The organism is Acidovorax sp. LjRoot66 (assembly GCF_964253305.1).
Lineage (GTDB): Bacteria > Pseudomonadota > Gammaproteobacteria > Burkholderiales > Burkholderiaceae_C > Acidovorax.
In genome coordinates, this window is record NZ_CAXUQU020000001.1 from 227,003 (window position 1) to 252,415 (window position 25,413).

The window sequence follows — 25,413 nt, forward strand, 5'->3', positions numbered from 1 at the left end:
CAAGCCATTACCTTGAAAGCGGGCAAATTGCACGCTGGCGCGGCCTGGCGCCACGGCAGCGCCATGACGCGCTGACAAAATGCGAGGCTCTATTCAGACCACAGGGGATCGCGCATGGGATTGCTGGACAAGATCGTGGGGGCGGTGACGGGCCGCTCGGGCAATGATGGCAATGGACTGAGCACCGCGCAGAACAACTTGCTGCGCCAGGCCATGGAGCCGCTGGACAAGGCGGCGCCGGGCCTGGCGGACAAGGCCCTGGCCTTCGTGAGCGAAGGCACCCACGAAGCCGTGCTGCTGGAGCTGCAGGCCCCCCATGCCCTTGAGCCCGGTCAATTGCTCGGCTCGCCGGGCCGGCTGCGCTGGGGCTTCAACCTCTGGAACGACAAGCCCCTGGAGGCAGCGGGCAAGAAGAGCCTGGCCGGGCGCTCCGGGTTCTACGCCGCTGTGCCTGCCGACAAGCCGCCTCTGGCCCTGCTGGTGCGCCTGGGCAAGCTGCTGGCCGCAGCCGATGCCGGCAAGTCGCTGGAGCACCCTGGTGCGCCCGTGCCCGACTGGCTGCAGTACCTGGTCAACGATGCGGTGCATGCCAGCTTCAAGGATGGCAACAGCAACAAGCACGAGCCGGCCAAGGAGCGTGCGGCCTGGACGGTCGATCTCATCGCGCAGTTGCTGGCCGAGGAAGGGTTGAACGAGACGCTGGCGCTGCAGCTGGTGTTCGAGCGCAAGGGCCTGGACAGCTACTACCAGGACCGCCTGGACCATCTGGTGAAGAACCCGGCCGTCGCCGATTTCATGCGCGCGCGCCCCGAGGCCGCACAGGCCCTGCTGCAGCAGCTCTCGGCGTCCGGCCGAGTGCAGCTGGCTTCGCGCATCGGGCCGGACAAGGAACTGCGCGCCGCCTTCGCACCGCTGCTGGTGGCGCTGGCCGCTGATGGCAGCAAGACCGTGCGCGCCGAGGCCGTGCCGCACATCGAGGGCATCGCCGAAGCCGAACGCCTGCGCCTGCTGGCCGCACTGCTGAACGACGGTGATACCAGCCAGCGCACCCAGGCGGCCGAGCTGCTCGCGCGCCTGCCCGCCGAGTCCACGCGCAGCCTGCTCGAAGCCGCGCTGGCCAGCGAGGCCAGCAAGCCGGTGCAGCAGGCGATCCGCGCCGCACTGAACCGGCTGGACGCAGCCGGCAATGCGCAGGAGCAGGACCTGCCCGAGCCCCCGCCCTGGGCCCCGTTTGCCGACAACCCGCTGGGCCAGGACGCGCTGGATCTGCTGCTGGCCAACCGCACCGAGGTGATCGAGCGCGCGCGCCGCGCCGCCGAGGAAGAGGCCGAAGAGAACAAGACCCAGAAGCACAAGTACACCTGGCGCCAGAAGAGCTACGCCAACCTGTCGAAGCTGACCGAGGACGACATGCGCCAGGCATTGGCCCTGCTCAATGGCCAGCTCGACAGGAAGCAGACAGAGAAACTGCGCAGCACCGAGGTGGCCCAGGCGGTGACGCACGGCAACCGCCTGTTCGCACTGCCGTCCTTCGGGCCCTCGCACCTGATCCGCTGGCTGGGCGTGTCGCGCTACGGCCGCAGCTTCTGGTTCGACGACGGTTTCCAGAAGTGGCTGGGCCGCCAGCCCCGGGGCAGCGTGGACCTGCGCGCCCTGGCCGAGCTAATGCAGCGCTCCAGCCTGCCGATCATTGAAGTGGCACGCACTGCGCTGTCCGACTACTGGAACACCCCCAGCGCCACGGATCTGCTGCCGCCCGAGTGCATCTGGCCCTTCTTCATGGAGCATCCCGAGTTCATCGACCAAGCCCTGGGCCTGACCGCCCCCCCGCCCAACACCGAGCGCTATTCCAGCGCTCTGGCGCTGGCGCCCGCGCTGCAGACGCTGGCGGTGTTCCCCACCATCCCGGCACGCTGGCTGCCACGCGTGATGGAACTGGCCCTGGGCGAGGGCAAGACGCACCGCCCCATGGCCCAGAAGGCCTTGTCCACCCTGCCAAGCATCGGCCGCCAGGTGGTGGAATCGCTCACCCACACCAAGAGCGAAGTGCGCATCGAGGCCGCGAACTGGCTGGCCGAGCTGAAGTACACCGACGCCGTGCCGGCCCTCACCAAGGCGCTCGAAAAGGAAAGCCGTGAGACGGTGCGTGCCGCCTTCCTGACCGCACTGGAAGGCCTGGGCGATGACATCTCGCCGCGCCTGGCCCCCGCCATCCTGCTGGCCGAGGCGAAGAAGGGCCTCAAGGCCAAGCCCCCTGCGGGCCTGGCCTGGTTCGCGCTGGATGCGCTGCCGGCCGCACGCTGGGCCGACGGCACGGCCGTGGAGCCCGAGATCCTGCGCTGGTGGGTGGTGCTGGCCTGCAAGCTCAAGGAGCCCGGCGGCAACGCCCTGCTCACGCGCTACATGGGTCTGCTCGATGCCGGGAGCCGCCAAACCCTGGGCAGCAGCGTGCTGCGCCAGTTCATCGCCCAGGACACGCGCCATCCGCCGCTCGAGGAAGGCATCGCCTACGCCCAGGCCCATGCGCCGCAGCGCTACCAGTCCTACCAAAAGGGCTACCAGAACGCCAAACCCGAGTACCGCCAGTACTACGAGGCCGACTACGCCAAGTCCGAAGACCAGGTGTTCGAAGAATGCAAGCGCGAGAAGATGGCCGAGTACCTGGGCAGCGCCATCGGCGAGAAGGGCATCCTGGCGCTGGCGGCCTTTGCGCCGGGCCATGAGATCGTGACCCTGCTCCAGCAGTACATGCGCGACCACTACCAGCGCCGCTCGCAGATCGAGGCCATGCTCGAAGGCGTGGCCCCGGGCAACGACCCGGTGGTGATCCAGCTGATGCTGGGCCTGTCGCGCCGCTACCGCACGGCCTCGGTGCAGACCAAGGCCCGCGCCCTGGTGCAGGAGATCGCCGACCGCAACGGCTGGACGCAGGACCAGCTGGCCGACCGCACCATACCCACAGCCGGCCTGGACGACACCGGCACCCTGGCGCTGCCTTTTGGCGAGCGCATCTTCACCATGGTGCTCGACGCGGCGATGAAGCCCGAGCTGCGCAACCCCGAGGGCAAGGCCATCAAGACCTTGCCCGAGCCGCGCCAGAACGACGACCCGGCGCAGGCCAAGGAGACCAAGGCGCTGCTGTCCACCAGCAAGAAGGAGCTCAAGCAGGTCATCGACCTGCAGACCGCCCGCCTGTTCGAGGCCATGTGCACCGGTCGCCACTGGCCCGTGGCCGAGTGGCGCGAGTACCTGCACCGCCACCCGGTGGCCGGCCGGCTGATCCAGCGGCTGGTGTGGCTGGAGGTGGATGCCGAGGGCGCCGCGCTGCAGAGCTTTCGCCCCACAGAGGACGGCAGCCTGATCAACACCGAGGACGACGAGGTGCAATTGTCCGACGGCGCCCAAGTGCGCCTGGCCCACGCCTCGCTGGTGGACAAGGCCAGCGCCAGCGCGTGGACGAAACACTTCAAGGACTACAAGACAGCCCCGCTGTTCCCGCAGATGTCGCGCCAGTCGCCCACCCTGGCCTTCACCGACGAGAAGGGGCTGGCCGTGAGCGAAATCAAAGACCGCCAGGGCTGGGTCAGCGACAGCTTCACCCTGCGCGGCGCCTTCACCAAGCTCGGCTACCAGCGCGCCCAGGCCGAAGACGGCGGCTTCTTCTACCAGTACACCAAGGACTTCTCGAGCGTGGGCGTGCGCGTGGCCATCGATTTCTCCGGCAACACCCTGCCCGAGGAGAACGTGGCTGCCGCCCTCAAGACGCTCAGCTTCGAGGACAGCAAGGCACGCAGCTGGGGCGACAACACCCTGCCCCTGGCCAGCGTGCCGCCCGTTCTGCTGGCAGAGGCCTACGCCGACTACCTGGCCATCGCCCAGGCCTGCACCGGTTTCGATGCCGACTGGGAAAAGAAGATGCCCTGGTAGCCTGTCAGCGGGCTCCTGAAGAGGGCCCGCCGCAAGATTTCAAGCCGTAACTGTTTGAATCGAGCGACGAAAACCGGACGTAATTCACGTTTTTTTGGTGAGGTCTCTCCATTCTCACAATTTGCGACATCTTGGCGCGAAAACTCCCGCGATGATCCAGCCCTTGCACCGCACAACAGCCCATGAGCTGTGCGGGATTTCATTGAATGTGAATGATTGAGGGAGGAATTTTCATGCCGGGTTTTGTCCGAAAAATACTGATTTTCATCACGGGCTATGCATGGCTCATCCTGCTGGCAGGCCCGGGTCTGGCTGGCATGGCCATCTGGAGCAGCTGGAAGGCCGATGGCGACCACGCCTACACCGCGCGGGAGCAGCTGCAGACGGTGGCCGGCACGGTCACCGGCGCCAGCGAGGTGACGGTCAAGCGCAAGCGCCGCTCGACCAAGCAGTACTACGAAATCACCGTCAAGCCTGAAGCGGGTGGCGAAGAGCGCAAGCTGCGCATCGCGCACAGCGAGCCCAAGGCGGTCGTGGGCGGCATCATCGATGAGAAGGTCACCGCGCTGTACGACAGCAGCGACAGCGACATCGTCTACGAGGTGGTGATGGCCGGCAAGCCCGTGATCAGCTATGAGGCCACGCGCACACGCATGCAGGCCGAGGCCGCGTCCACGGCCCAGTCCTTCAGCGGGGCCGGCATCTGGGTGCTGGCCGTCGTGCTGACGCTGCTGGGCGCCGCCGGCGTATGGTCCAACCGCAAGCTGCGCCGCGCCGACGAGCTGGCTGCCGCCTGACCCCCTACCCGAAGAGAGAGGCAGGAAGCGGCCCACAAGGCTGCTTCCTGCGTGAGAAGTAGCAACAACCACAACCGAGGAACATCCTTGTGAACACCAATGTACTGACCCCTGAGGACCCGTCCGGCTCGCCCATGGAGCGCCGCGAGTTCATCGTCTCCACCTACAAGCACCTGGGCGCGGCCATCCTGGCCTTTGTCGTGCTGTCCACCGTGCTCATGCTGAGCGGCTTTTCCACCACCACCGCCAAGATGCTGCTGGGCAGCGGCAACAAGTTCATCTGGTTGGGTGTGATGGGCGCCTTCATGCTCGTGGGCTGGCTCGCCACCCACCTGGCCGACAACGCGGAAAAGCCCCAGACCCAGCTCATGGGCCTCGGGATCTACGTGCTGGCCGAAGGCCTGATCTTCGCGCCCATGTTCGGCATCGCCCAGATCGTCGCGCCCGGCGCCATCGGCGCGGCAGGCTTCATCACGCTGCTGATGGTGGCGGCCCTGACCTGGACGGCCTTCACCAGCAAGTCGGACTTCTCGTTCCTGGGCGGCATCCTCAAGGTGGGTGGCCTGGTCGCGCTGGGCACCATCGTGGCCGGCGCGATCTTCGGCTTCAAGCTCGGCATCTGGTTCTCCGGCATCATGGTGCTGTTCGCTGGCGCCTGCGTGCTGTACGACACCTCGCGCATCATCCACGACTACCCCACCGACCGCCCCGCCGGCGCCGCGCTGCACCTGTTCGCGTCGATCGCACTGATGCTCTGGTACGTGCTGCGCATCCTGATCAGCCTGGCGACGAACGACGATTGAGCCAAGGCCTGGGCCGGTGCCCTGCGAAGGGCACCCGACAGAAACAAGTACACCGGGGCATGCACAGCATGCGCCCGGTGTTTTATTTGGAGCGATGCACTCTTGCTGCGGAGACTGCGCAAAGCTGGTCCAAAATAGCTGCGAAGGGCGCGCAGCCCGTCTCCCTGTGCGCGCTCACCGCCGTCCACACCACCGACACCATGAGCACCACCCCCCCTTCCGCGAACCAATCCGTGCGCCTGTCGCCCGAGCAACGCTGGGCCGACGAACTGGCCCGCCTGGCCGCAGCAGACACCCACGCCCGGCCGCCGGGCTGGAAGCTCTCGCCGCGTGCGGTGCGCCAGTTCATCCTGGGCGATGCCAAGCTGCAGGTGACGCAGAAGTTCTTTGGCGACGACCCGCTGGTGGACCGCGCCATCGTCACGCTCATGGGCCACCAGGGCCTGATGCTGGTGGGCGAGCCGGGCACGGCCAAGTCGCTGCTGTCGGAGCTGCTCTCGGCGGCCATCAGCGGAGACTCGAGCCTCACGGTGCAGGGCACGGCCGGCACCACTGAAGACCACATCAAGTACAGCTGGAACTACGCCCTGCTGCTGGCCGAGGGCCCGAGCCAGCGCGCGCTGGTGCCATCGCCCCTGTACCAGGCCATGCGCGCGGGCAAGCTGGTGCGCTTCGAGGAAATCACGCGCTGCCCGCCCGAGATCCAGGACGTGCTGATCTCGCTGATGAGCGACAAGCAGCTGATGATCCCCGAGCTGGGCAACGACGCGCGCCTCTTTGCCCAGCGCGGCTTCAACATCATCGCCACGGCCAACCTGCGTGACCGGGGCGTGCACGAGATGTCCTCGGCCCTGAAGCGCCGCTTCAACTTCGAGACCGTGCGCCCGATCCGCGACCACCAGTTCGAGGTCGACCTGGTGATGGCCCAGCTCACGCGCGAGCTGGCCGGCAGCGAGGCGCCGGTGAACGTGCCGCGCGACGTGGTCTCGCTCTTGGTCACCACCTTCCAGGAGCTGCGCGCCGGCCAGACGCAGGAGGGCACGGCCATCAAGGGGCTCGATGCCGTGATGTCCACCGCCGAGGCGGTGAACGTGGCCTATGCGGCGGCGCTGCAGGCGCGCCACTTCAACGACGGCGAGCTGACCCCGCGCGAAATCGCCGGCCAGCTGCAGGGCGTGGTGCTCAAGGACAGCACCGAGGATGCCAAGCGCGTGCGCCACTACTTCGACACCGTGGTGCGCGAGCGCGCCCGGCGCGACCCGCAGTGGAAGGCTTTCCACGAAGCAGCCCGCTCGCTGTGGCAATAGCGGTGAGCACAACACCGCAGCCCGTGGGCCTGCCGCCGGAAATAGCGGCCCTGCTGCCGCAGTTGCTAGGCGACGAGGGCATCTTCTTCGTGCCCGTGCGCCACCACAGCCCGGCCTGTGCCTGGGCGCTGCGCCACCTGCTGCGCGAGGTGCGCCCGGCGGCCGTGCTGATCGAGGGCCCGGATGACCTCGACGCTCTGCTGCCCCTGCTGCAGGACCCGCTGACCCGCACCCCCGTGGCCTGGCTGTGCCAGGCCACGCGCGAAGCCAAGGCCGAGCCGCCTGACCCCGGCGAGGAAGGCACCGAGGCCGAACCGGAGTCCGCCGCGCCGCGCACGGTGACCAGCAGCTCCTTCTACCCCCTGTGCGACTACAGCCCCGAATGGATCGCCGTGCGCGAGGGTGTGGCCCTCGGCGCGCAGGTCGCACTCATCGACCTGCCCTGGCGCTACAAGGCCTGGGAGCGCCGCTACGGCGAAGGCGATGGCGGGGAGGAAACGCAGGCCCCCGACACCGCGCGCAGCCAGATGGAGGAGCGCCACTTCGCCCACAGCCGCTACCTGAACGCCATGGCACGCCAACTCGGCTGCGTGGACCACCACGACCTGTGGGACAGGCTGTTCGAACTGCGCACGCCCGAGGCGCTTGCCGACTGGCGCACGCTGTTCGCCGACGTGTTCAGCTGGTGCGCCATGGCCCGGCAGGACTACGAGCCCGAGGTGCTGGAGGCCGAGCTGAGCCTGCCACGCGAGCGCCATATGGCCGCGCACATCCGCCGCTGGCGCAGCGCGGTGAGCGGCCCCATCGTGGTGGTGACCGGGGGCTTTCACACCCCCGAGCTGCTGCGCAGCTGGAAGACGGCCCCGCCCCTGGCGGCGCCCGCCAAGGCCGCAGCCAGGAAGAACAAGGCCACCGAACCCGATGCCTGGCTGATCCGCTACAGCTTCGAGCAGCTCGATGCGCTCAATGGCTATGGCGCCGGCATGCCGTCACCGGGCTACTACCAGCGCACCTGGGAAGCCCTGGAGGCACTGCAGGCCCCGGCCCAACGCGATGTCCCGGCGACCGGGGCGGTCCACCCCCTCACCGTGGTGGCGCTGGACCTGCTGACCCGCTTTGCGCAGCAGACGCGCGCGCAGGACCAGGCCGACGCCGTTTCCACCGCGCTGGTACAGGCCGCCGCGCTGCAGGCGGTGCGCCTTGCCGAGCTGCGTGGCAATGCCGGGCCGGGCCGCCAGGACCTGCTGGACGCGATCCGCTCGTGCTTCGTCAAGGGCGCGATGGACGAGGGCACGCGCGGCTTCACGGCCGACCTGCGCGCCTTCCTGGGCGGCACGCGCATCGGCGATGTGCCGCCCTCGGCCGGCTCGCCGCCGCTGATCGAGGATGCGCGCCGCCTGGCCCGCGCGGCCGGCGTGCGCCTGGACGACAGCGCCTCGCGCACGGTGCGGCTGGACCTGTACCGCAAGCCCTCGCACCGCGAGCGCAGCCGCTTCCTGCACGCCATGGCCTACCTCGATGCGGGCCTGGCACAGTGGGTGGCCGGGCCCGATTTCATCGCCGGCAGCCGGCTGAACATGCTGTTCGAGGAATGGCGCGCCGCTTGGTCGCCCATGGTCGAGGCGCGCCTGATCGCGCTGGCCAGCGACGGCGCGAGCGTGGAGGCGGTGTGCCTGGCGCGGCTGCTGCGCGAAGAGGCTGCCCTGTCCGACCAGGGCCGCGGGCGCAGCGCCAGCGCCGCCGTGGCCCTGCTGCAGCGCGCCTGCCTGGTGGGCCTGCACGCGCGTCTGCCGCAGCTGCTGGCCATGCTCTCGGCCCACCTCGACGAGGATGCCTCGCTCGGCTCCGTTGTCGAGTGCGGGCACCGCCTGGTCACGCTGTGGCGTGCGCGCGAGCCGCTGGGCGTGCAGCAGAACCCGCAGCTGGGCGGCCTGCTGCAGCGCGTGTGGCCCGCCGCCCTGTACCTGCTGCCGCCGCTGGCGCAGACGCCGGCGGACGGGCAGGAACATGCCGTGCGCCTGCTGCTCTCGCTGCGCGAACTGGGGCGCCTGCTCGCCAGCCTGGACGGAAAAGAAGACGCCAGTGCCATCGATGCCTGCCTGCTCACGGACCACCTGCAACGTTTTGCCACCGGTGCCGGCGTTGCACCGGGCGTGGCCGGCGCCGCCACCGCGCTGCTCTACCTGGACGGCCACTGGGACGATGCGGCGCTGGATGCTGTGGTGCGCCAGCGCTTCGGCCCCGGAGCGCAGCCGCAAGAAGCGGTGCAGTTCCTGAACGGCATGATGACCGCCGCACCCGAGCTGCTGCTGCGCCTGCCAGCCCTGCTGCAGGGGCTGGACGCCCTGGTGCGCCAGTGGGACGACGCGGCCTTCGTGGCCCACCTGCCGGACCTGCGCCAGGCCTTCACCGGCCTGCGCCCGCAGGAAACGGCGGACCTGGCCACCAAGGTGGCGCAGCTGCACGGCACGGACGAGGCCACGGCCGCATCGCTCGCCGGCATGCACTACGAAACTACCGAGGAGGACCTGCACGCCGGCCTGCGCCTGCAGGCCTTGCTGGAAGCCAGCCTGCAGCGCGACGGGCTGCAGGGCTGGATCCGCTAGTTACTCCGCCGCGCTGGAAATCACGCCGCCGCCCAGGCAGACGTCGCCGTCATACAGCACGGCCGACTGGCCGGGCGTGACGGCCCACTGGGCGTCCGGGAACTGCAGGCTCAGGCCGGCGTCGTCGGCCGCGAGCACGGTGCAGGCGGCGTCCTGCTGGCGGTAGCGCGTTTTGGAGCCATAGACGCCCGGTGCCGGCGCGTGGCCCGCCGTCCAGCTCACGTCCTGCGCAGTCAGCGCGTGCGACAGCAGCCAGGGGTGGTCATGCCCCTGCACCACGCGCAGCGTGTTCTTCGCCAGGTCCTTGCGCGCCACGAACCAGGGCTCGTGCTCGCCGCCGCCGCGCTGGGCGCCCTTTTCCTTGATGCCACCGATGCCCAGGCCCTGGCGCTGGCCCAGGGTGTAGAAACTCAGGCCCACGTGCTTGCCCAGGGTGCGGCCCCGGTCGTCCTGTATAGGGCCGGGCGCATGGCTGATGTAGCGGTTCAAAAACTCGCGGAACGGCCGCTCGCCGATGAAGCAGATGCCGGTGGAGTCCTTCTTCTTGGCGTTGGGCAGGCCGATGGCCTCGGCGATGCGGCGCACCTCGGTCTTGTGCAGCTCGCCCACGGGGAACAGGGTCTTGGACAGCTGCGCCTGGTTCAGGCGGTGCAAAAAGTAGCTCTGGTCCTTGGACGGGTCCAGCCCCTTGAGCAATTCGAACAGGCCCGAGGCCGGGTTCTGGCGAACCCGTGCGTAATGCCCGGTGGCGATCTTCTCGGCGCCAAGGCGCATCGCATGGTCGAGAAAGGCCTTGAACTTGATCTCGGCGTTGCAGAGCACGTCGGGGTTGGGCGTGCGGCCGGCCTGGTACTCGCGCAGGAACTCGGCGAACACCCGGTCCTTGTAGTCGGCAGCGAAGTTCACGTGCTCGATCTCGATGCCGAGCACGTCCGCCACGGCGGCCGCGTCCACGAAGTCGACGTTGGACGAGCAGTACTCGCTGTCGTCATCGTCTTCCCAGTTCTTCATGAAGATGCCGACCACCTCGTGGCCCTGCTGCTTGAGCAGGTGGGCGGTGACGGCCGAGTCCACGCCGCCGGAGAGGCCGACGACGACGCGGTGCTTGGTTGGTGCTGTCATTGCACCTATTGTATTTTTTGTGGTGCGATGGTGCTGGCAGAGCGCTGAACGCCCCGCCGAAAGCAGGTCATCGCACGGACAGCCTCTTATACGAACTTGCCCGTGATACCGCCATCCACCACCAGCTCGGTACCGGTCACATAGGCCGAGGCATCGCTGGCCAGGAAGGCGCAGGCGTGGGCCACGTCCCAGGCCGTGCCCATGCGGCCCATGGGCACCTGGCGGGCGCGCGCGGCGCGCGCCTCGTCCAGGCTGGTGTCCGAGAACATCCTGGCCACCGTGGTCGCGATGCGCGGCGTGTCGATCAGGCCCGGCACCACCGTGTTGGCGCGCACCCCCTGGCCCGCATACTGCTGCGCGATCATGCGCGTGAAGTGCGTGACCGCGGCCTTGGTGACCCCATAGGCCAGGTGCGGGTAGCCCAGGTAGCGCATGCCCGCGATGGACGAGATGGTGATGATGGAGCCACGCCCGCGCTCCACCATGCTGGGCAGCACCTCCTGGCAGGCCAGCAGAAGGCTGCCCACATTCACGCCGTGGATGCGGTCGAAGTCCTCGGCGCTGGTCTCCAGCGGGCCGCCGGTCTTGCCGATGCCCACGTTGTGGTGCAGCACGTCGATGGCGCCGCCGAAGCGCTCGCGCGCCTCGGCGAACAGGCGCTTGACGTCCGCTGCCACGGCCACGTCGCCCACGAAGGTGGCGGCCGTGCCGCCCTCGGCGTGGATCAGCGCCGTGGTCTCTTCGGCCGATGCTGCGTCGCGGTCGGCCACGCAGACGCTGGCGCCCAGGCGCGCGTAGGTCACGCAAGACGCCCGGCCGATGCTCCAGCCCGGGCCGGCCGAGCCGCCACCGGCCACGAAGACCACGCGGCCAGACAGGTCCAGCGGCAGGGCGGGTGGCATATTCTTCGGCGCGCTCATGGTGCCAGCCCCACGGTCATGCCGCCGCACACGTAGACCACCTGGCCGGTGGTGAAGCCCGCGCGCGCATCGAGCAGCGATGCCACGAGGTGCGCCACCTCGTCGGGCTGCCCCATGCGGCGCACGGGGATGTTGTCCAGGATGCGCTGGGTAGCCGGTGCACCGGGCGGGTTCACGCGTTCGAAGAGTTCGGTGGCAATCGGCCCGGGGCCGATGGCGTTGGCGGTGATGCCGTCGGCGCCCAGCTCCAGCGCCAGGGTGCGCGTGAAGCCGTGCACCGCTGCCTTGCTGGCCGAGTAGGCGATGCGCTCGCCCTTGCCCAACGCTGCGCGGCTCGATATGTTGACGATGCGCCCGAAGCGCGCCGCGCGCATGGCGGGCAGCAGCGCCTGCACGCACGCCATGGACGCCGCCAGGTTGACGGCCATCACGGCCTGCAGGTCGGCACTGGTGGTCGCATCGATGCCGGCCGGGCGCACGATGCCTGCGTTGTTCACCAGGCGGGTGATGGGCCGCGCGGCCACGGTGCGGGCCAGCGCGTCGCGCAGGGCGGCCTCGTCGGCCAGATCCACCTGCACGAAGGTCTCGCGCTGCGCAAGGGCCTCGGGCGCGGCGATGTCGAAGTTCACGACATGCAGACCGTCGGCCATCAACCGCGTGGCCACGGCGCGGCCGATGCCGCGGCTGGCGCCGGTGACGAGCACCGTGCCTTCCTGGCCGCCGCTCATGCCTGGCCGTCCTTGCCGCCGACGAAGGGAATCGCGTGCTCGATGGTGTCCCAGATGAAGCGGCCCGAGGGGCTGTTCTGCTCCTCGACGATGTGCGCCACCAGCCCGGCCGCGCGCGAGATAACGGCGAAGCCGCGCATCACCGCGGCAGGCACGCCGATCTCGCCGAGCAGCGCGGCCACGGCCCCCGTGGCGTTGATGGTGATAGGGCGCCCCGCCACCTCGTCGACGGCCTGGGACAGGGTCTCCAGTGCACGGATCTTGTCGCCCTTCAGTTCGGCCTCGGCGCGGCCCATCTCCAGCAGCTTGTAGGCGCGCGGATCCACCGGCTTGTGCAGGTGGTGACCGAAGCCCGGAACCGGGGATTTGAGGCCCTTGTAGTGGCGCGCGATGGCCAGGGCCTCGGCAGCAGGGTCGGCTGCGGCCGCGATGCGGTCGAGCAGGCCGGCGCAGTTCTCCATGGTGCCCACGAAGGAGCTGCCCACCGCCAACAGGCCGGCCGACACGGCGCCCTGCAGGTTCTCGGGCGCGCTCATGTAGATCAGCCGCGTGGCGATGGCGCTGGGTGTGAGGCCGTGCTCCATGAGCACGATGAGCACCACGTCGGTAATGCGCAGGTCCACGCCACGCGGCGCGCGGCCCAGGATCTGCATGAGCATCACCTCGGTGAAGGTCTTCTTGCCCATCAGGTCCTCCACCAGGTTCGCATCGCGGTAATGCAGGCTGGTGAGGGTGTGGGTGCACAGGCGGGTGACGGGGGTCTTGGCAGATGGGGCGGTCATGGGGTGGGTTCCTTCAGGCAGTAGGGGCGAGGGCCAGGGCCGCATCGCGCACGGCGGACTTGAGCACCTTGCCCACGGGCGAACGCGGCAGGCTGTCGTGAAAATGGATGTGCTTGGGCGTCTGCACCGGCCCCAGGCGCTCGCGCACGAAGGCGATCAGCTCGGCCTCGCTGGCCTGCTGGCCGGGGCGCAGCTGCACGGCGGCCTGCACGGTCTCGCCCCACTTGTCGTCGGGCAGGCCGAACACGGTGCATTCGTGCACGGCCGGGTGCTGGCCCAGGGCGTTCTCCACGTCCACCGGGTAGACGTTGAAGCCGCCGGTGATCACCATGTCCTTGAGCCGGTCCTTGAGGTAGAGGTAGCCGCGCCCGTCGATGAGCCCGCGGTCGCCGGTGTGCAGCCAGCCGTCCACCAGGGTTTCGGCGGTCTTCTCGGGCAGGCGCCAGTAGCCGGTCATCAGCAGGTCGCCGCGCGCCACCACCTCGCCCACCTCGCCCGTGGGCAGCAGGCGGCCGTCGGGCGCCATGATAGCCACGTCGCTGAACCAGGTGGTGCGGCCCACGGCCGCCCAGTTGTGCGGGTCCTCGAAGTCTTCGGGACGCATGACGGTGAGGATCTGCGGCGCCTCGGTCTGGCCATAGGTCGTGCCCAGCACCGGGCCGAAGAAGTCGCGCACCTGGCGGATCTTCTCGGGCGGCATGGGTGCGCCGCCGTAGATGAGCCGGCGCAGGCGCGGAAAGTCTGCGCGCGAAGCGCCCGGCAGCGCCATCAGCATGTAGACCAGCGTGGGCGGCATGAAGCACACCGTGCCGCCGCGCTCGCGGAAGGCCGCGCGCACCGCCTCGGCACCCGCGCCGCCCAGCACCACGTGGCAGCCGCCCTGCGCCAGGATGGGCAGCAGGTAGGTGGAGGTGCCGTGCGTGATGGGCGCGGCCACGATGTAGCGCTCGTGCTCGTCGAAGCCCCAGGCGTGGATCTGGTTGCTGATGTTGGCCATCCACGCGCGATAGGGCTGCATCACGCCCTTGGGTGCGCCGGTGGTGCCGCCCGTGAACTTGATGGCCTGGGTGGCGTCGTCCGGCAGGTCTAGCGCCGGCCGCTGCGCGCCGGCATACGCCTGGGCCAGGCCCGCGAGCGTGGCCGCGCTGGTGGTGTCGCCACCCGCCAACACCCGGGCGCCCGGTGCGCCTTCGAGCAGGTCGGCGCAGGCCGCGTCGAGCACCAAGATGGAGGGCTCGGTCGCGTCGACGATACGCCGGATCTCGGGCCGGGTGCTCTTGGGGTTGAGCGGCACCCAGACCTTGCCGCAGGCCAGCACGGCCAGCAGCGCAGCGATGTGGTCGGCGCTGTTGCCCGCGCAGATGCCCACGCAGCTTTGCGGCAAAGGATCGAGTGCGGTGAGACCCGCAGCGAGGGCCGCCACGCGCGCGGCCAGCGCGTCGTAGCGGATGGCGCCCTCGGGAGCATCAATGGCGATGCGGTCGGGCCAGCGCTGGGCGGCGCGCCAGAAGAAGTCGATGGGGAACATGGAGGGCAGGTATTCCTGGGTTGAGATTCGATGAAGAGCGTCACAAGCGGCGGGCAAAGCCCAGCGAAGCGGTCCTGGCTAGGCGTTCCGTCGCAGGCTGTACGGTCAGTACGACAAGACGGAACAACGACGCCAGGAGGGCTTTTCCCGTCGCCTACTCCGCGGTGGCGCCGGAGGCCTTGACGACTTCACGCCAGCGCTTGATCTCGGCGGCGGCAAAGCTGCGCATCTTGTCGGGCGTGCCGGAATCGGGCGTAGCGGCCAGCTCCTGCAGGCGGTTGCGCACCTCCGGCAGGGCCAGCACCTTGTTTAGGGCGGTGTTGAGCTGCTCGACCACGGGGCGCGGGGTGCCCGCAGGCGCGGCCAGCGCGAACCACGACTGCACGTCGAAGCCCGCGTAGCCCGACTCGGCCAGCGTGGGCACGTCCGGCAGCAGGGGCGAGCGCTGGGCGCTGGTGATGGCAATGGCGCGCAGCTTGCCGGCCTGCACATGCGGCAGGGCCGAGGGCGTGTTGTCGAACATCGAGTCCACCTGGCCGCCAAGCAGGTCGGTGACGGCCGGGGCGCTGCCGCGGTAGGGCACGTGCAGCATCTTGAGCTGGGACTGCATCTTGAACATCTCGCCCGAGAGGTGGATGGACGAGCCGCTGCCCGACGACGCGAAGGTGATGCCGTCCTTGGACTCCTTGGCGTAGCGCACGTAGTCGGCCAGGTTCTTCACCGGCAGCTTGGGGTTGACCACCAGGATGTTGGGGATCTTGGCGATCATGCCGATGGGCTCGAAGTCCTTCACCGGGTCGTAGCCCAGCTTGGGGTACAGCGAGGCGTTGATGGTGTTGGCGATGGTGTAGACGTACAGCGTGTACCCGTCGGCCGGGGCGTGCGCCACGTTCTCGGCGCCCACGTTGCTGTTGGCGCCCGTGCGGTTGTCCACCACCACGGGCTGGCCAAGCTGGTCGCCGAGCTTGATGGCGACCAGGCGCGCGATGACATCGGTGGCGCCGCCGGCCGCATAGCCCACGACGAGCTTCACGGGCTTGGCAGGCCAGTGGGTGGTCTGTGCCTGCAGGGGCAGTGCGGCGGTGCAGGCGATGGCAGCGGCGGCCAAAGCCAGAAGACGCCGGCGCGGCGCGGTGGTGGCAGGGGTGTGCGAGGTCATGTCTTGTCTCCTGGTGGTTCTGAAAATCCCGTCTTGGCGCCCCGGCGGCGTGGCTCTGCGGCACACTGCATGCTGGTTGCATCGACGGACAAATTCTTTCCCATGCCTTCCCGACCCGCGAATCGAAACGTCCGTCTGCAGGACGTTTCATCCACCACCTTGCCCTCGCCAGACGCTGCGGAGGACCCCGGCAGCCGCACGCTGCGCCGGGGCCTGCAGGTGCTCGACGCCGTGCTCGCCAGCGGCCGCGAGGGCTTGCGCGTGATCGACCTGTGCCGCGCTGTGGGGCTGGAGCGCGCCACCGTCTACCGCCTGCTGGCCACGCTGCTGGAGGGCGGCCATGTGGCCCGGCGCGGGCGTTTTCGCTACGTGGCCGGGCCCCGCATGGCCGCCATGGCCGCGCCCGCCGCCCTGCCCAACATGGCCATGCGTTTGGCACCCGTGCTGGAGCGCGTGAGCCGGGCCTGCGGCGATGCGGCCTTCGCCATCGTGCGCGAGGGCGCCGCATCGCACTGCATCGCACGCCATGTGGGCACGCACCCGGTGCAGATCCTGGTGATCCAGGTGGGCACGCGCCAGCCCCTGGGCGTGGGTGCGGCCGGCCTGGCTCTGCTGGCGGCGCTGCCCGACGAGGAGGTGGCCACCTGCATAGAGGCCAATGCACAGGCCTTGCCGCACTATGGCGGCATGACGCCCGAGCGCCTCGCGATCCTGGTGCGCGCCACACGCGAGCGCGGTTGGTCAGTGGTGGGCAACCACGCCACCCAGGGCGTGCTGGCCGCGGGCATGGCCGTGCGCAATGCCGATGGCGCACCGGTGGCCGCCATCAGCGTCGCATCGACGCTGGACCGCATGCCGCGCGAGCGCCAACAACTGATTGCCCGCTGGATGCGCGAGGCGCTGGCCGCGCTGCTGCCCAACGGGGTGTGACCTGGCACCGGCCAGGGAGTCTCAGCCTGCGCTCGCGCGCTCCTCAACGGGCGCCTCGGCGCAGTGGCTGCCGCGTGCCGCATCCAGGCCAACCAGGCCCTCCCGCAACAAGCCTGCCAGCCACTGTGCGAGCAGTTCCGTGCCCGGCATCGCCCCCAGCGCCTGCAGGCGGTCGCAGGCCTGCTCCACCGAGGCCCCCGCCTGCAGCAGGTGGATGAAGACCGCCTCCTGGGCGCCCAGCGAGCGAAAGTGCGGCTGGTGGCCCTTGCGCCACACCAGCAAGGTGACAGGCGCTGGCAGCGCCACCGCCTCGGGCACGTCTTCGTCGGCGTGGATGGCATTCCACAGCGCGACGGCGTTGGTGGCCAGCGTGCGCAGCAATGCACTGGGGTGCAGCACCCCTGCGCGTGCCAGCCAGGGGCCGGCGAAAGGAGCCGTGGCCGCGTCCAGTGCCGGCACGTCCGCCCCGTCGAAGCGCGTGCGCAGGTCCCAGTCGAGCTGGGCCAGTTCGTGCAGCTCGGGGTTGTCGGGGTAGAGCGTGCGCAGGGTGCCGACAAAGCCCTCGCCATAGCGGTTGAGGCTGCGCGCCGTAGGCGGGTGCGCCACGGCATGCTGGCGCGCGTGGTCTTCGAACGTATCCGAGCCCAGGTAGAGCCAGGTCTTGGCGTAGGTGTCGGCCAGCACCTCGGCCAGCCGCGCGCGGTAGGCATGGTGGTAGATGCCCAGGCGCCCCGCGAACGGTGCCTCGGCGTCCAGGGCCTGCATGGGCTCGGCCAGGATGCGGTCCGCCAGGTCCCGCTGCAACGCCTGCAGCTGGGGTGCGAAGGACAGCGGAGAGAACGGCCAGGGTTCTGCGACCGGTGCTGCGGCCGCAGCCCCGGCCGGCGGCACATGGACCGCAGCCACGGAGCGGGCCATCGCCATTTCATCGAGCAGCTCGGCCAGCGGCGGAATGTGGTCGTCGCGCTCGACCATGGTCGCCACGGCGCCGAAACGCTCGCAGGCCCGCGCATACAGGTCCCACACGGGCTGGGCCACGGGGTGGTCGTGCGTATCGATGATGTGGTCACCCTGGTCCGAATGGCCGGCCAGGTGGATCTGCTGTACGCGGTGCGCGGGCAGCGCATCAAGGTAGGTGAGCGGGTCGAAGCCGTGGTTCACGCTGCTCACGTAGATATTGTTCACATCGACCAGCAGCAGGCAGTCGGCCTCCTGCGCGATGTGGGCCAGGAACTGCCATTCGCTTGCGCTGTCGCCGGCATAGCGGATGTAGCTGGAGACGTTCTCCAGCACCAGCCGGCGGCCCAGAACGTCCTGCGCGCGGCGGACCTGCGCGATCACATGGCGCGCCGAGGCATCGGTATAGGGCAGCGGGTACAGGTCGTGCAGTTGCTGCTGCGGCCCGGGGCCGATCCAGCACAGGTGGTCCGATACCCACAGCGGCTCGATGCGCTCGGCCAGCGCCTTCACTTGGCGCAGGTAGGCAATGTCCACGCCCTGCGCCGCACCGATGGACATGGCCACGCCGTGCATGGCCATGGGGTAGTCGCGGCGCAGCGTGTCGAGCACCGCCAGCGGCTTGCCGCCCTCGATGAGGTAGTTGTCGGTGATGATCTCCAGCCAATCCAGCGGCTGCGGGCCGGCCAGAAAATCCGCGTAGTGGGCGGTGCGCAGGCCCAGGCCGAAGCCGGTGCCGCGCGCGGCGATGGGGTCGTGTGCCATGGCTGATAGGTTGATGCTTCGTGCGCTCTGCTACGCCCAAGGCCAATGAAACTGTCACGGCCCAGGCCAATGCCGCCGTGCAAGGGCCGCCCCGCCGCAGGGGCGGCGTCCCCCTTCAAGGGGGAAGGCGCGAAGCGACTCAGGGGGTCAACCTTTGATATCGCCGATGGTGCCCTTTTCGCTCAGGCACTGGGCAGCGGTCTTGGCCTTGAAGCCGTGGCCCTTGCAGGCATTCTGGCCCTTGCAGCTGTGCTCGGCGGTGGAGCAGTCGCTGTTGCCCTTGCAGTCGTGCACGTTGTAGCAGTGCACCTTGTCGTTGGCAGCGACAGCCCCGCCCTTGGAGCCCTTGGGGGCGTCGGCGGCAAAGGCGCCGGAGGACAGGGCCAGCAGGGCTGCGGCCAGGGCGAGGGAAGCGGCGGATGGGTTCGAGGTGGACAGCATGGTGGAAGACTCCGTAAAGGTGAGGGAGGGTCGAAACAGGGGTTTCAGATCGCACGGCGCCGTGCTCTCTGCCTGTTACTTCGCTCCATCCAACCTGCGGGTTACATGCGATCCCACAAATATTTGCGGCGAGTCAGCCCGAGGTCTGGGTCACCGAGATGTCGGTGTGTACCAGCGACACCGGGTAGCGCTGGCCGGCCAAGTAGTCGGCCAGGCACTGCAGCAGCAACGGGCTGCGGTGGCGCTCGGGGCAGGCGCGGATTTCGTCGGCCGTCATCCACACGGTGCGCACGATGCCTTCGTCCAGCGTGCGCCAGGCGTGGTGCGTGCCCAGCGTGCCGGCAAAGGCAAAACGCAGGTAGGTCAGGTCGTCGCCCGTGCGCGTCTTGGTGAAACGGTTGAGGTACACACCGATCAGGTGCGTGGGCTCGAAATCGTGCGCAGTTTCTTCGAGCACCTCGCGCGCGCAGGCGCTGGGGGGCGACTCACCGGGGTCCAGGTGGCCGGCTGGGTTGTTCAGCTTGAGGCCATCGGTGGTTTCTTCCTCCACCAGCAGGAAGCGGCCATCGCGTTCGATCACGGCAGCCACGGTGACATTGGGTTTCCAGCGGTTCGGCATGCCAGCCATTATGACCACGGCCTGCGACAGATGCCCGGCCCGTGGCGCCGTTCAAACAAGCCCAATGGCGTACGCAAGGCGCTGGCTAGGGAGCCAGCGTTCGCACCATGTACACGGCCCCCTCGCCGTAGCTTGCCAGCCGCTCACGCTGCTGTGCATCGGCCAGCGGCTGCACGGCGTAGCCATGGTGCTCCCAGTAGCCCTGCGAGCCCTGCACCGAGACCAGGGCGGTGTACCGCAGCCCCCATGCCGCGCCCTGCGCCCACAGCGGCGCAAGCAGCGTCTGCGCCAGGCCCTGGCCTGCGCAGGCCGGCAGCACCGCCATGTCGTGCAGGTACAGGGTGTCGGGTGCGCCGGGCGGGCCCTCGAAGTCGCCGTGCAGCGGCGTGACCTTGCCCTGCACCGAGCGGTAGGCCGCCAGGTAGGCGCAGACCTGGCCGGCGCGTTCGAGCACCAGCGAGCAGTTGACCGGGCTGGCGAGCCGGCGCGCAAACACCTCGCCGCTTTCGACAAAGCCCGCGCCATAGCAGGCCAGCTGCACCTGCAGCAGACCGGGCAGGTCGTGCAGCTGCAGAGCGCGCGGCGCACCAGGAGAAGAAGAGGAAGCGGTGGAGTTCAGCATGCAGGCGCCGCATTATCCCTGGCACATGACCTGCCATGTCATCGACGCCGGCAGGGCAGCCGCGAAGAATGGCTTGCGTCGGATGCCTGCCTGCATCCGCCACCCTTTGTTTTTATTCCGTTCGTTCAACTTCTCTGGAGCAGCCACCATGAACACCGTCGAATCCCCTGTCCTGAACGCCGCCACTTCGGCCTCCGGCATCGCCGCACGTTACCTGAGCGCGTGGAACGCCACCGACAGCAGCGAGCGGGATCGCCTGGTGCGCGAGGCCTTCAGCAGCGAGGTGCACTACCTCGACCCGATGATGGAAGGCAGGGGCCATGACGGCATGGCGGCCCTGATCGCGGGCGCGCAGCAGCGTTTTGCCGGTTACCGCTTCGCGCTGCTGGGCACGCCCGAGGGGCACCACAGCGTGGTGCGCTTTTCCTGGGCGCTCGCGGCCCCGGGGGCCGAACCCGTGGCGCGCGGCACCGACGTGGCCGAAGTGGACGCCGATGGGCGCCTGCGCCGTGTCACCGGCTTTCTCGACTACGTCGCGGGCTGAGCTTCAGTGCGGGAGCACGGGGGGTTGCACGAAGTCTTCAAGGGACAGGCCCTTTTCCTTGAGCAGGGCTTCGAGCACGGGTTGCAGACGGCCCAGGCTTTCCTGCACCGCTTCGCGCACCGTGTCCACCACCACCTGGGTGCTGCGCTCGATCTCGATGTTCAGGCGGTCGCCGGCCTTCTTGCCCTCGAACACCGTGGCACGGCGGGTCTCGGGGATCAGCCAGACCTCGAACCAGCCTTCGGAGCGGTTCACTTCCGACACGGTGAGACTGGCGCCATGGATGGCGATGTAGCCCTTGGCGAACACATACCTGCGGAACTCGGGCGGCACGGCCACGCGCCACACCAGGTTGTTGTCGAACTCGCGCACGCTGGCCAGCGTGCCCGAAAAATCGATGTGGCCCGACAGCGGGTGGCCGCCGATCTCGGCACCGTCCTTGGCAGCGCGCTCCACATTCACGCGGTCGCCCTGGCCATAGCTGCCCAGCGTGGTGATGTTCAGGCTCTGCTGCATCACGTCGAAGTTGGCCTGTGTGGGCGAGAGGATCTCGGTCACCGTGAGGCACACGCCATCGGTGGAAACACTGGCACCAATGGCCAGGTCCTGGCAGAAGCCCTCGGGGAAATCGAGCGTGAAGGTGCGCAGGCCTGCGCGGTCATGGATGGCGGCAATGCCTGCCGTGGCTTGAACGATGCCTGTGAACATAAGCGCAGACTTTGGTATGACGGTTCCATCGCCGAACCGAAACTTGATGAGATCGCTCTATTTTGCCAGTCGGGTGCTCCGCATGTGGCTCCTGCGCAGAAACCACACTTTTGCATTCGGCCTGCGTGGTAGCAACTATTGGCCGTGTCAATGTCACTCCGGACGTCAGACGAGTTCAAGCCATGAAACTCTGCAAGCGCGAGAAAGTGCGCTCAAGACTTGGGGAATTTGCCATTGCGGCTCCAACGTCCCAAGTTTCACGAACAAACTGGCCCAGCCGTTCGTTGTAGAGAGGCCCGATGGATACAGCACTTCCTTGAACAGGCACCAATTCCGCCGCGAGCCGCTTGTTCCGGCTGCGCCGCACCAAGTTGACCAACTCCTGTTTGGGGTCGGCCAAAGCCTCGGGCGCAGCAGGAACTTTGATGACGGGTATCCCTGCAAAATCGGCAAAGCCAGCACGATCGGCAAGCACCCAGGCTTCCGACTCTCGGACGGCCACACGAAACAGCATGCTGTCGGGCAACTTCGCGACTCCCCATTGCTGGCGCAGTAGCGGCGCGCACCTCATCTGGTCCAGATCTGCCAACACAACATGGGGCAGAGCTCGGCTGGCGCTCACGTACTTGGGTACGGATTTTCGAATGTTGCCAACGCCCCGCTCCACGAGTGGGCGCAGCACCGTGTAGCCGCGCCCTGTATGCGCCAACACCTTCTCCATCAAGACCAGACTCAGCACATCTTCTACGACAAGGGCAATTTCCAACGGTTTGGCCATGGCTAAAAAATGGAAAGCTGTCCCAGTTCCCCCTGCGGTGCCTTGCGAACCATGGCCTCCGCCACGTTGTAGCCCGCCTCCACCAGAGCAATTTCTTGCGGCGTTGCGGGCGCCACCCGGGTTCCTTCTGGTGACGGCTCCAGACGCAGAACGTCGCGCGGATCCACGCTACTGTGTTCTAACAATGCTTCGCTGTGCGTTGTCACAAAGACCTGGCGGCGGTGCTTGGCCTTGCGCTGCATTTGCCAAAGAAGGGGCGGAATCTGTCGAACGATGGACTCATTGAGCGATAACTCGGGCTCCTCCAGCAGGAGCAAGGAGTCTCCATCCAGCAGGCTCCACATGATGCCCAGCAAACGCAAAGTTCCATCAGAAAACTGATCTTCCCTTTGCCAGCCCGCATCAGGCCTCCAGTGCTCGTAAAGCGCTTCCAGGTGCGGAGTGCCCGTGGCAGGGTCACGGCTGAACTTCAGATCACGCATGTTGGGCACACATGCCTTCAGAGCAGATTCGATTTTCTTCAGCCGGGTATCGCGGGTTCTGTCAGGAGTTTTCGCAATACGCTCAAGAAACGACTGCCCGAATGGGTCACCTTCGAGCAAAGCCGCCGCGCCCAACTCAGTATGTTTGAGTAGCTGCGGCACCAGGTGCAGATAGGTCAATGCACCAAAGAACTGCGCGATCTCGCGGAATTCCTTGTTGGCGTTGACTTGCTCAAGGCTGGTTTCGGTCAAACGCTCTGGGTCCGCTTGGTCTTCCGGATTGTGTGGTCGATCCAGCAGTACGACACCTAGACGCAGATCTTCTACACGCTCCTTGCTTACTACCACCCGCTGCTTCCCTTTCCCTTCGCTGCGAAAGGCGAGGCTGTAGCGCCAATTGGCAGGCGTGTCAATTTTCTCTGCCAACTCCACTTCGATCAGTACCTCTGGGTCGCGCCGCGCCAGGAGGCAGCGCAACTTGGTCATGCCTCCGCGCGCTTCGACTGCGCGCTGAAGGCCTCCTCCCTTGGGCTTGGCAACGTCCCGCAAAAACCGAAATACATCCAACAGGTTCGATTTTCCCGACGCATTCGGCCCAATGACAAACACCCTGTCGCGCAAGTCCACTTCAATTTTTTTGAAGTTGCGCCAGTTCTGCAGTTTGAGTCTTGTAATAAGCACGTACTCTCCTTAAGCCGCTACGCCATCGAAATGCTTGAGTATCGCCCCGAGCGGATCGATTCCGAGCACCGAAAGGATTTCGCCTTTGCCAGCGCCGAGAGAAGTACTGCGCCATGGTGAATAAGCTCACCACAGTTTTCGACAGTCAAAGGTATAGCAGCCCCTGCGACTCCGCTGGGGCCTCTGTCCCAAACTCTGACTTGCACGATATGGGTTGGCGCCAACGCCGTTACGGCGCTTGTTGGGTGCAATGCCGTTTACTTCGCGCGCAGCAGTTCGCCCACATCCAACAGCACGAGCTCGTTGTCATCGGCCTTGTTCGGCTCGCGGCTGGAGCTGAAGGGCAGGTTGTTGTCGTTGCCGACCACGATGTGCGTGCCATCCACCACGTCCACGTTCTCGATGGTGAAGAAGGGGAAGGTGAGCACGCCGTTGTTCAGCGGCTTCTTCGCCAGGCGTTTCGGGTCCTGGATGGACATCAGGTCGATGTAGCCAACCTTGCGCAGCGGGCCACCGACGTTGGCGTCGGTCAGCTCGATCTTGTAGACGCGTTTGAATTTTGCCAGGTCGTGGAAGCAGTCCGTGCGCTTCTGTCCTTCGGGGCAGGCCTTGTCGGCCGTGCCTTCGCCGTTGTCGCGCTCGATGATGAGGCCAGTGGTGCCGTCGATCATGTTGAAGTCGCCGATGGCATGGTGGTTGGCTTCGAGCACGTACTTCCAGTGGCGGCCGGTCCACTGCTCGGCCTTCACGTCGAACTCCAGCACGCGCAGATACTGCTTGCCATCCACGGCCTCGTAGGCCTTACCGGCCTCGTTCCACAGCGGGCCTTCGAGCAGGGCGTAGAGCTTGCTGCCGTCCTTGGACGAGGCCATGCCTTCATAGCCTTTGGAGCGCTTGACCTCGAAGGCAGGGGCCTTGGCGTCGGGCGCGCCGGCCGTGGTGATGGCCGGGTGGTCGGGCGAGCGCACGAGCTTGCCGTCCACCTGCGTTTCGAACACGGCGAGCACGCGGCCCGAAAGGTCGGCCTTGATCAGATAGGGCCCGAACTCCTCGCCGATCCACAGTGCGCCACCGGCGAACTGGAAGCTCTCGGGATCGAAGTCCGCGCCCGTGAGGTAGCGCTTGTCCGTGCCTTCGTGGGTGATTCGAAACGGCACCTTCTTATCCGGGTCGTGCAGGAACACGGTGGCCAGGCGGTTGAACTGGCCGGCCTTGAAGTCCACGCTGTAGTGGCTCAGGTGCAGCATGAAATCGGGCGAATTGGCCTTGGCGCCGGCGCCGTTGTCCGTGAGGATCCAGAACGAGCCGTCGGCCATGCGCTTGATGCCCGAGTGGCCCTGCAGCGGCTGGCCCGCGAACGGCAGCGAGATGCCGGTAGGGCGGCCACCCGAGAGGCCTTCGACCGAGCCCAGCGCCTCCACGCGCTTGCCCGTGGTGAACTTGCCGCTGGTCTGCAGGTCCTGCGGCGCGTCCTTGGGCGCTGGCACCAGGCTCATGGCGGGCATCACGGCATGGCCGGCCAGCGTGGCGGGGTACGCCTGCTGGGCCTGGGCCGTGGTGGAAGCGGCGGCGCACGCCAGCAGGGCGCAGGCGGCGAGGGTGGAGAGTCGGGACATGGTCACTCGCTGCAAATGTAAGTAAAGCGGCGACGATGCCCGGTCCGCGTGACGGGCCCGTGACATCGGCCCACACGGCGGCAGCCACTAGCCTTCGATGTACACCGCAGTCCCTACCACCACCCGGTCGAACAGGTCCGCCACATCGGCATTGGCCATGCGCACGCAACCGTGCGACGCCGGCGCGCCCAGGGGCGTGCCGTCCGGGCAGCCGTGGATGTAGATGTACCTGCGCAGCGTGTCCACCGCGCCACCGCGGTTGACGCCCTGCTCGCAGCCCGCGAGCCACAGGATGCGGCACAGGATCCAGTCGCGCCCCGGGTGCTGCAGGGCCAGTTCGGGGGTGAAGACTTCGCCCGTGGGCCGGCGCCCCACGAAGACGGTGGCGGTATCGCAGCCCGCGCCCACCTTGGCGCGCACGCGGTGCAGGCCGCGCGGCGTGCAGCCGCTGCCGTTCAACTCACCCACGCCCTGCAGCGCGGTGGAGACGGCATAGCTGCGCACCAGCGCATCGCCCGCGTACAGATGCAGCTGCTGGCGCGGTACGCTGAGATGCACCTCGACTTCGAGCGCCGTGCCTGCCATGCCAGT

General features: G+C 67.9%; 22 protein-coding genes. 7 read left to right on the forward strand and 15 right to left on the reverse strand.

Translation table 11 applies throughout. The features are described from left to right. The first annotated feature begins 114 nt into the window (after positions 1-114). The 5 genes from ACSQ3Y_RS01035 (at position 115) to ACSQ3Y_RS01055 (ending at position 9,440) form a co-directional block, all read left to right on the forward strand. Positions 115-3,927 (forward strand): DUF4132 domain-containing protein, encoded by a 3,813-nt coding sequence (locus tag ACSQ3Y_RS01035; protein ID WP_436176150.1) that lies wholly within the window; start codon positions 115-117, stop codon positions 3,925-3,927. Between the two features lie 233 nt (positions 3,928-4,160). After that, positions 4,161-4,724 carry a hypothetical protein gene (locus ACSQ3Y_RS01040; RefSeq protein WP_057266980.1) on the forward strand — a complete coding sequence of 188 codons (564 nt, stop codon included), beginning with the start codon at positions 4,161-4,163 and terminating at the stop codon, positions 4,722-4,724. Positions 4,725-4,813: 89 nt separating this feature from the next. Continuing rightward, a complete protein-coding gene (locus tag ACSQ3Y_RS01045) occupies positions 4,814-5,527 on the forward strand; it encodes a Bax inhibitor-1/YccA family protein (RefSeq protein ID WP_082608056.1) in 714 nt (237 codons plus the stop codon). Positions 5,528-5,727: 200 nt separating this feature from the next. Continuing rightward, the gene (locus ACSQ3Y_RS01050) at positions 5,728-6,834 is read left to right on the forward strand and encodes an AAA family ATPase (protein ID WP_436176151.1); all 1,107 of its coding nucleotides are present in this window, start codon (positions 5,728-5,730) and stop codon (positions 6,832-6,834) included. Positions 6,835-6,836: 2 nt separating this feature from the next. Further along, positions 6,837-9,440 carry a DUF5682 family protein gene (locus ACSQ3Y_RS01055; protein WP_436176152.1) on the forward strand — a complete coding sequence of 868 codons (2,604 nt, stop codon included), beginning with the start codon at positions 6,837-6,839 and terminating at the stop codon, positions 9,438-9,440. On the opposite strand, the gene mnmA is transcribed toward ACSQ3Y_RS01055, so the two are convergent. From mnmA to ACSQ3Y_RS01085, 6 genes are all read right to left on the reverse strand, one after another. Next, positions 9,441-10,562: a tRNA 2-thiouridine(34) synthase MnmA gene (gene mnmA / locus ACSQ3Y_RS01060; protein ID WP_057200569.1), complete on the reverse strand. Its 1,122-nt coding sequence runs from the start codon at positions 10,560-10,562 to the stop codon at positions 9,441-9,443. 86 nt (positions 10,563-10,648) lie between these two features. Next, positions 10,649-11,482, reverse strand: a complete 834-nt coding sequence (locus ACSQ3Y_RS01065) for an SDR family NAD(P)-dependent oxidoreductase (protein ID WP_436176153.1) — start codon at positions 11,480-11,482, stop codon at positions 10,649-10,651. Continuing rightward, entirely contained in the window at positions 11,479-12,210 is a 732-nt protein-coding gene (locus ACSQ3Y_RS01070; protein ID WP_436176154.1) for an SDR family NAD(P)-dependent oxidoreductase, read from the reverse strand. The genes ACSQ3Y_RS01065 and ACSQ3Y_RS01070 overlap by 4 nt, the downstream gene beginning before the upstream one ends. Beyond that, positions 12,207-12,992 carry a citryl-CoA lyase gene (locus ACSQ3Y_RS01075; RefSeq protein ID WP_436176155.1) on the reverse strand — a complete coding sequence of 262 codons (786 nt, stop codon included), beginning with the start codon at positions 12,990-12,992 and terminating at the stop codon, positions 12,207-12,209. The genes ACSQ3Y_RS01070 and ACSQ3Y_RS01075 overlap by 4 nt, the downstream gene beginning before the upstream one ends. 13 nt (positions 12,993-13,005) lie before the next feature. Next, positions 13,006-14,520, reverse strand: coding sequence for a class I adenylate-forming enzyme family protein (locus ACSQ3Y_RS01080; RefSeq protein ID WP_436176156.1), 1,515 nt, complete (start codon positions 14,518-14,520; stop codon positions 13,006-13,008). Positions 14,521-14,674: 154 nt separating this feature from the next. After that, the gene (locus ACSQ3Y_RS01085) at positions 14,675-15,679 is read right to left on the reverse strand and encodes a tripartite tricarboxylate transporter substrate binding protein (protein ID WP_436176157.1); all 1,005 of its coding nucleotides are present in this window, start codon (positions 15,677-15,679) and stop codon (positions 14,675-14,677) included. 102 nt (positions 15,680-15,781) lie between these two features. Here ACSQ3Y_RS01085 and ACSQ3Y_RS01090 point away from each other — a divergent pair, with 102 nt between their 5' ends. After that, complete coding sequence (locus ACSQ3Y_RS01090) at positions 15,782-16,609, forward strand: IclR family transcriptional regulator (protein WP_436176158.1); 828 nt, start codon at positions 15,782-15,784, stop codon at positions 16,607-16,609. 21 nt (positions 16,610-16,630) lie between these two features. Here the strand turns inward: ACSQ3Y_RS01090 and bufB are convergent, their stop codons facing one another. From bufB to ACSQ3Y_RS01110, 4 genes are all read right to left on the reverse strand, one after another. Next, the gene (bufB, locus tag ACSQ3Y_RS01095) at positions 16,631-18,331 is read right to left on the reverse strand and encodes an MNIO family bufferin maturase (protein WP_436176159.1); all 1,701 of its coding nucleotides are present in this window, start codon (positions 18,329-18,331) and stop codon (positions 16,631-16,633) included. 147 nt (positions 18,332-18,478) lie between these two features. Then, complete coding sequence (bufA2, locus tag ACSQ3Y_RS01100) at positions 18,479-18,772, reverse strand: BufA2 family periplasmic bufferin-type metallophore (RefSeq protein ID WP_007850748.1); 294 nt, start codon at positions 18,770-18,772, stop codon at positions 18,479-18,481. Positions 18,773-18,905: 133 nt separating this feature from the next. Further along, positions 18,906-19,391, reverse strand: a complete 486-nt coding sequence (locus ACSQ3Y_RS01105) for an NUDIX hydrolase (protein WP_428003064.1) — start codon at positions 19,389-19,391, stop codon at positions 18,906-18,908. Between the two features lie 85 nt (positions 19,392-19,476). Beyond that, complete coding sequence (locus tag ACSQ3Y_RS01110; protein WP_057200559.1) at positions 19,477-20,013, reverse strand: GNAT family N-acetyltransferase; 537 nt, start codon at positions 20,011-20,013, stop codon at positions 19,477-19,479. Positions 20,014-20,161: 148 nt separating this feature from the next. Here ACSQ3Y_RS01110 and ACSQ3Y_RS01115 point away from each other — a divergent pair, with 148 nt between their 5' ends. Further along, positions 20,162-20,557, forward strand: a complete 396-nt coding sequence (locus tag ACSQ3Y_RS01115) for a nuclear transport factor 2 family protein (protein WP_057200558.1) — start codon at positions 20,162-20,164, stop codon at positions 20,555-20,557. Positions 20,558-20,560: 3 nt separating this feature from the next. On the opposite strand, the gene ACSQ3Y_RS01120 is transcribed toward ACSQ3Y_RS01115, so the two are convergent. The 5 genes from ACSQ3Y_RS01120 to ACSQ3Y_RS01140 all read right to left on the reverse strand — a co-directional run bounded on the left by ACSQ3Y_RS01120 (position 20,561) and on the right by ACSQ3Y_RS01140 (position 25,407). Continuing rightward, positions 20,561-21,265 carry a riboflavin synthase gene (locus ACSQ3Y_RS01120; protein WP_057200557.1) on the reverse strand — a complete coding sequence of 235 codons (705 nt, stop codon included), beginning with the start codon at positions 21,263-21,265 and terminating at the stop codon, positions 20,561-20,563. 175 nt (positions 21,266-21,440) lie between these two features. Continuing rightward, on the reverse strand, positions 21,441-22,043 hold the full coding sequence (locus ACSQ3Y_RS01125; RefSeq protein ID WP_436176160.1) for a hypothetical protein: 603 nt from the start codon (positions 22,041-22,043) through the stop codon (positions 21,441-21,443). Positions 22,044-22,045: 2 nt separating this feature from the next. Further along, a complete protein-coding gene (locus tag ACSQ3Y_RS01130; RefSeq protein WP_436176161.1) occupies positions 22,046-23,206 on the reverse strand; it encodes an AAA family ATPase in 1,161 nt (386 codons plus the stop codon). Between the two features lie 257 nt (positions 23,207-23,463). Further along, the gene (locus tag ACSQ3Y_RS01135) at positions 23,464-24,822 is read right to left on the reverse strand and encodes an esterase-like activity of phytase family protein (protein ID WP_436176162.1); all 1,359 of its coding nucleotides are present in this window, start codon (positions 24,820-24,822) and stop codon (positions 23,464-23,466) included. 87 nt (positions 24,823-24,909) lie between these two features. Next, entirely contained in the window at positions 24,910-25,407 is a 498-nt protein-coding gene (locus ACSQ3Y_RS01140) for a L,D-transpeptidase family protein (RefSeq protein WP_428003060.1), read from the reverse strand. Positions 25,408-25,413 lie beyond the last annotated feature (6 nt).

What these genes read in the sequence shown, in the direction of transcription:
- ACSQ3Y_RS01035 (WP_436176150.1), top strand. Translation starts at nt 115, where the DNA reads ATGGGATTGCTGGACAAGATCGTGGGGGCGGTGACGGGCCGCTCGGGC.
- ACSQ3Y_RS01040 (WP_057266980.1), top strand. Translation starts at nt 4,161, where the DNA reads ATGCCGGGTTTTGTCCGAAAAATACTGATTTTCATCACGGGCTATGCA.
- ACSQ3Y_RS01050 (WP_436176151.1), top strand. Translation starts at nt 5,728, where the DNA reads ATGAGCACCACCCCCCCTTCCGCGAACCAATCCGTGCGCCTGTCGCCC.
- mnmA (WP_057200569.1), bottom strand. Translation starts at nt 10,562, where the DNA reads ATGACAGCACCAACCAAGCACCGCGTCGTCGTCGGCCTCTCCGGCGGC.
- ACSQ3Y_RS01065 (WP_436176153.1), bottom strand. Translation starts at nt 11,482, where the DNA reads ATGAGCGCGCCGAAGAATATGCCACCCGCCCTGCCGCTGGACCTGTCT.
- ACSQ3Y_RS01070 (WP_436176154.1), bottom strand. Translation starts at nt 12,210, where the DNA reads ATGAGCGGCGGCCAGGAAGGCACGGTGCTCGTCACCGGCGCCAGCCGC.
- ACSQ3Y_RS01075 (WP_436176155.1), bottom strand. Translation starts at nt 12,992, where the DNA reads ATGACCGCCCCATCTGCCAAGACCCCCGTCACCCGCCTGTGCACCCAC.
- ACSQ3Y_RS01080 (WP_436176156.1), bottom strand. Translation starts at nt 14,520, where the DNA reads ATGTTCCCCATCGACTTCTTCTGGCGCGCCGCCCAGCGCTGGCCCGAC.
- ACSQ3Y_RS01085 (WP_436176157.1), bottom strand. Translation starts at nt 15,679, where the DNA reads ATGACCTCGCACACCCCTGCCACCACCGCGCCGCGCCGGCGTCTTCTG.
- ACSQ3Y_RS01090 (WP_436176158.1), top strand. Translation starts at nt 15,782, where the DNA reads ATGCCTTCCCGACCCGCGAATCGAAACGTCCGTCTGCAGGACGTTTCA.
- bufB (WP_436176159.1), bottom strand. Translation starts at nt 18,331, where the DNA reads ATGGCACACGACCCCATCGCCGCGCGCGGCACCGGCTTCGGCCTGGGC.
- bufA2 (WP_007850748.1), bottom strand. Translation starts at nt 18,772, where the DNA reads ATGCTGTCCACCTCGAACCCATCCGCCGCTTCCCTCGCCCTGGCCGCA.
- ACSQ3Y_RS01105 (WP_428003064.1), bottom strand. Translation starts at nt 19,391, where the DNA reads ATGCCGAACCGCTGGAAACCCAATGTCACCGTGGCTGCCGTGATCGAA.
- ACSQ3Y_RS01110 (WP_057200559.1), bottom strand. Translation starts at nt 20,013, where the DNA reads ATGCTGAACTCCACCGCTTCCTCTTCTTCTCCTGGTGCGCCGCGCGCT.
- ACSQ3Y_RS01115 (WP_057200558.1), top strand. Translation starts at nt 20,162, where the DNA reads ATGAACACCGTCGAATCCCCTGTCCTGAACGCCGCCACTTCGGCCTCC.
- ACSQ3Y_RS01120 (WP_057200557.1), bottom strand. Translation starts at nt 21,265, where the DNA reads ATGTTCACAGGCATCGTTCAAGCCACGGCAGGCATTGCCGCCATCCAT.
- ACSQ3Y_RS01125 (WP_436176160.1), bottom strand. Translation starts at nt 22,043, where the DNA reads ATGGCCAAACCGTTGGAAATTGCCCTTGTCGTAGAAGATGTGCTGAGT.
- ACSQ3Y_RS01135 (WP_436176162.1), bottom strand. Translation starts at nt 24,822, where the DNA reads ATGTCCCGACTCTCCACCCTCGCCGCCTGCGCCCTGCTGGCGTGCGCC.
- ACSQ3Y_RS01140 (WP_428003060.1), bottom strand. Translation starts at nt 25,407, where the DNA reads ATGGCAGGCACGGCGCTCGAAGTCGAGGTGCATCTCAGCGTACCGCGC.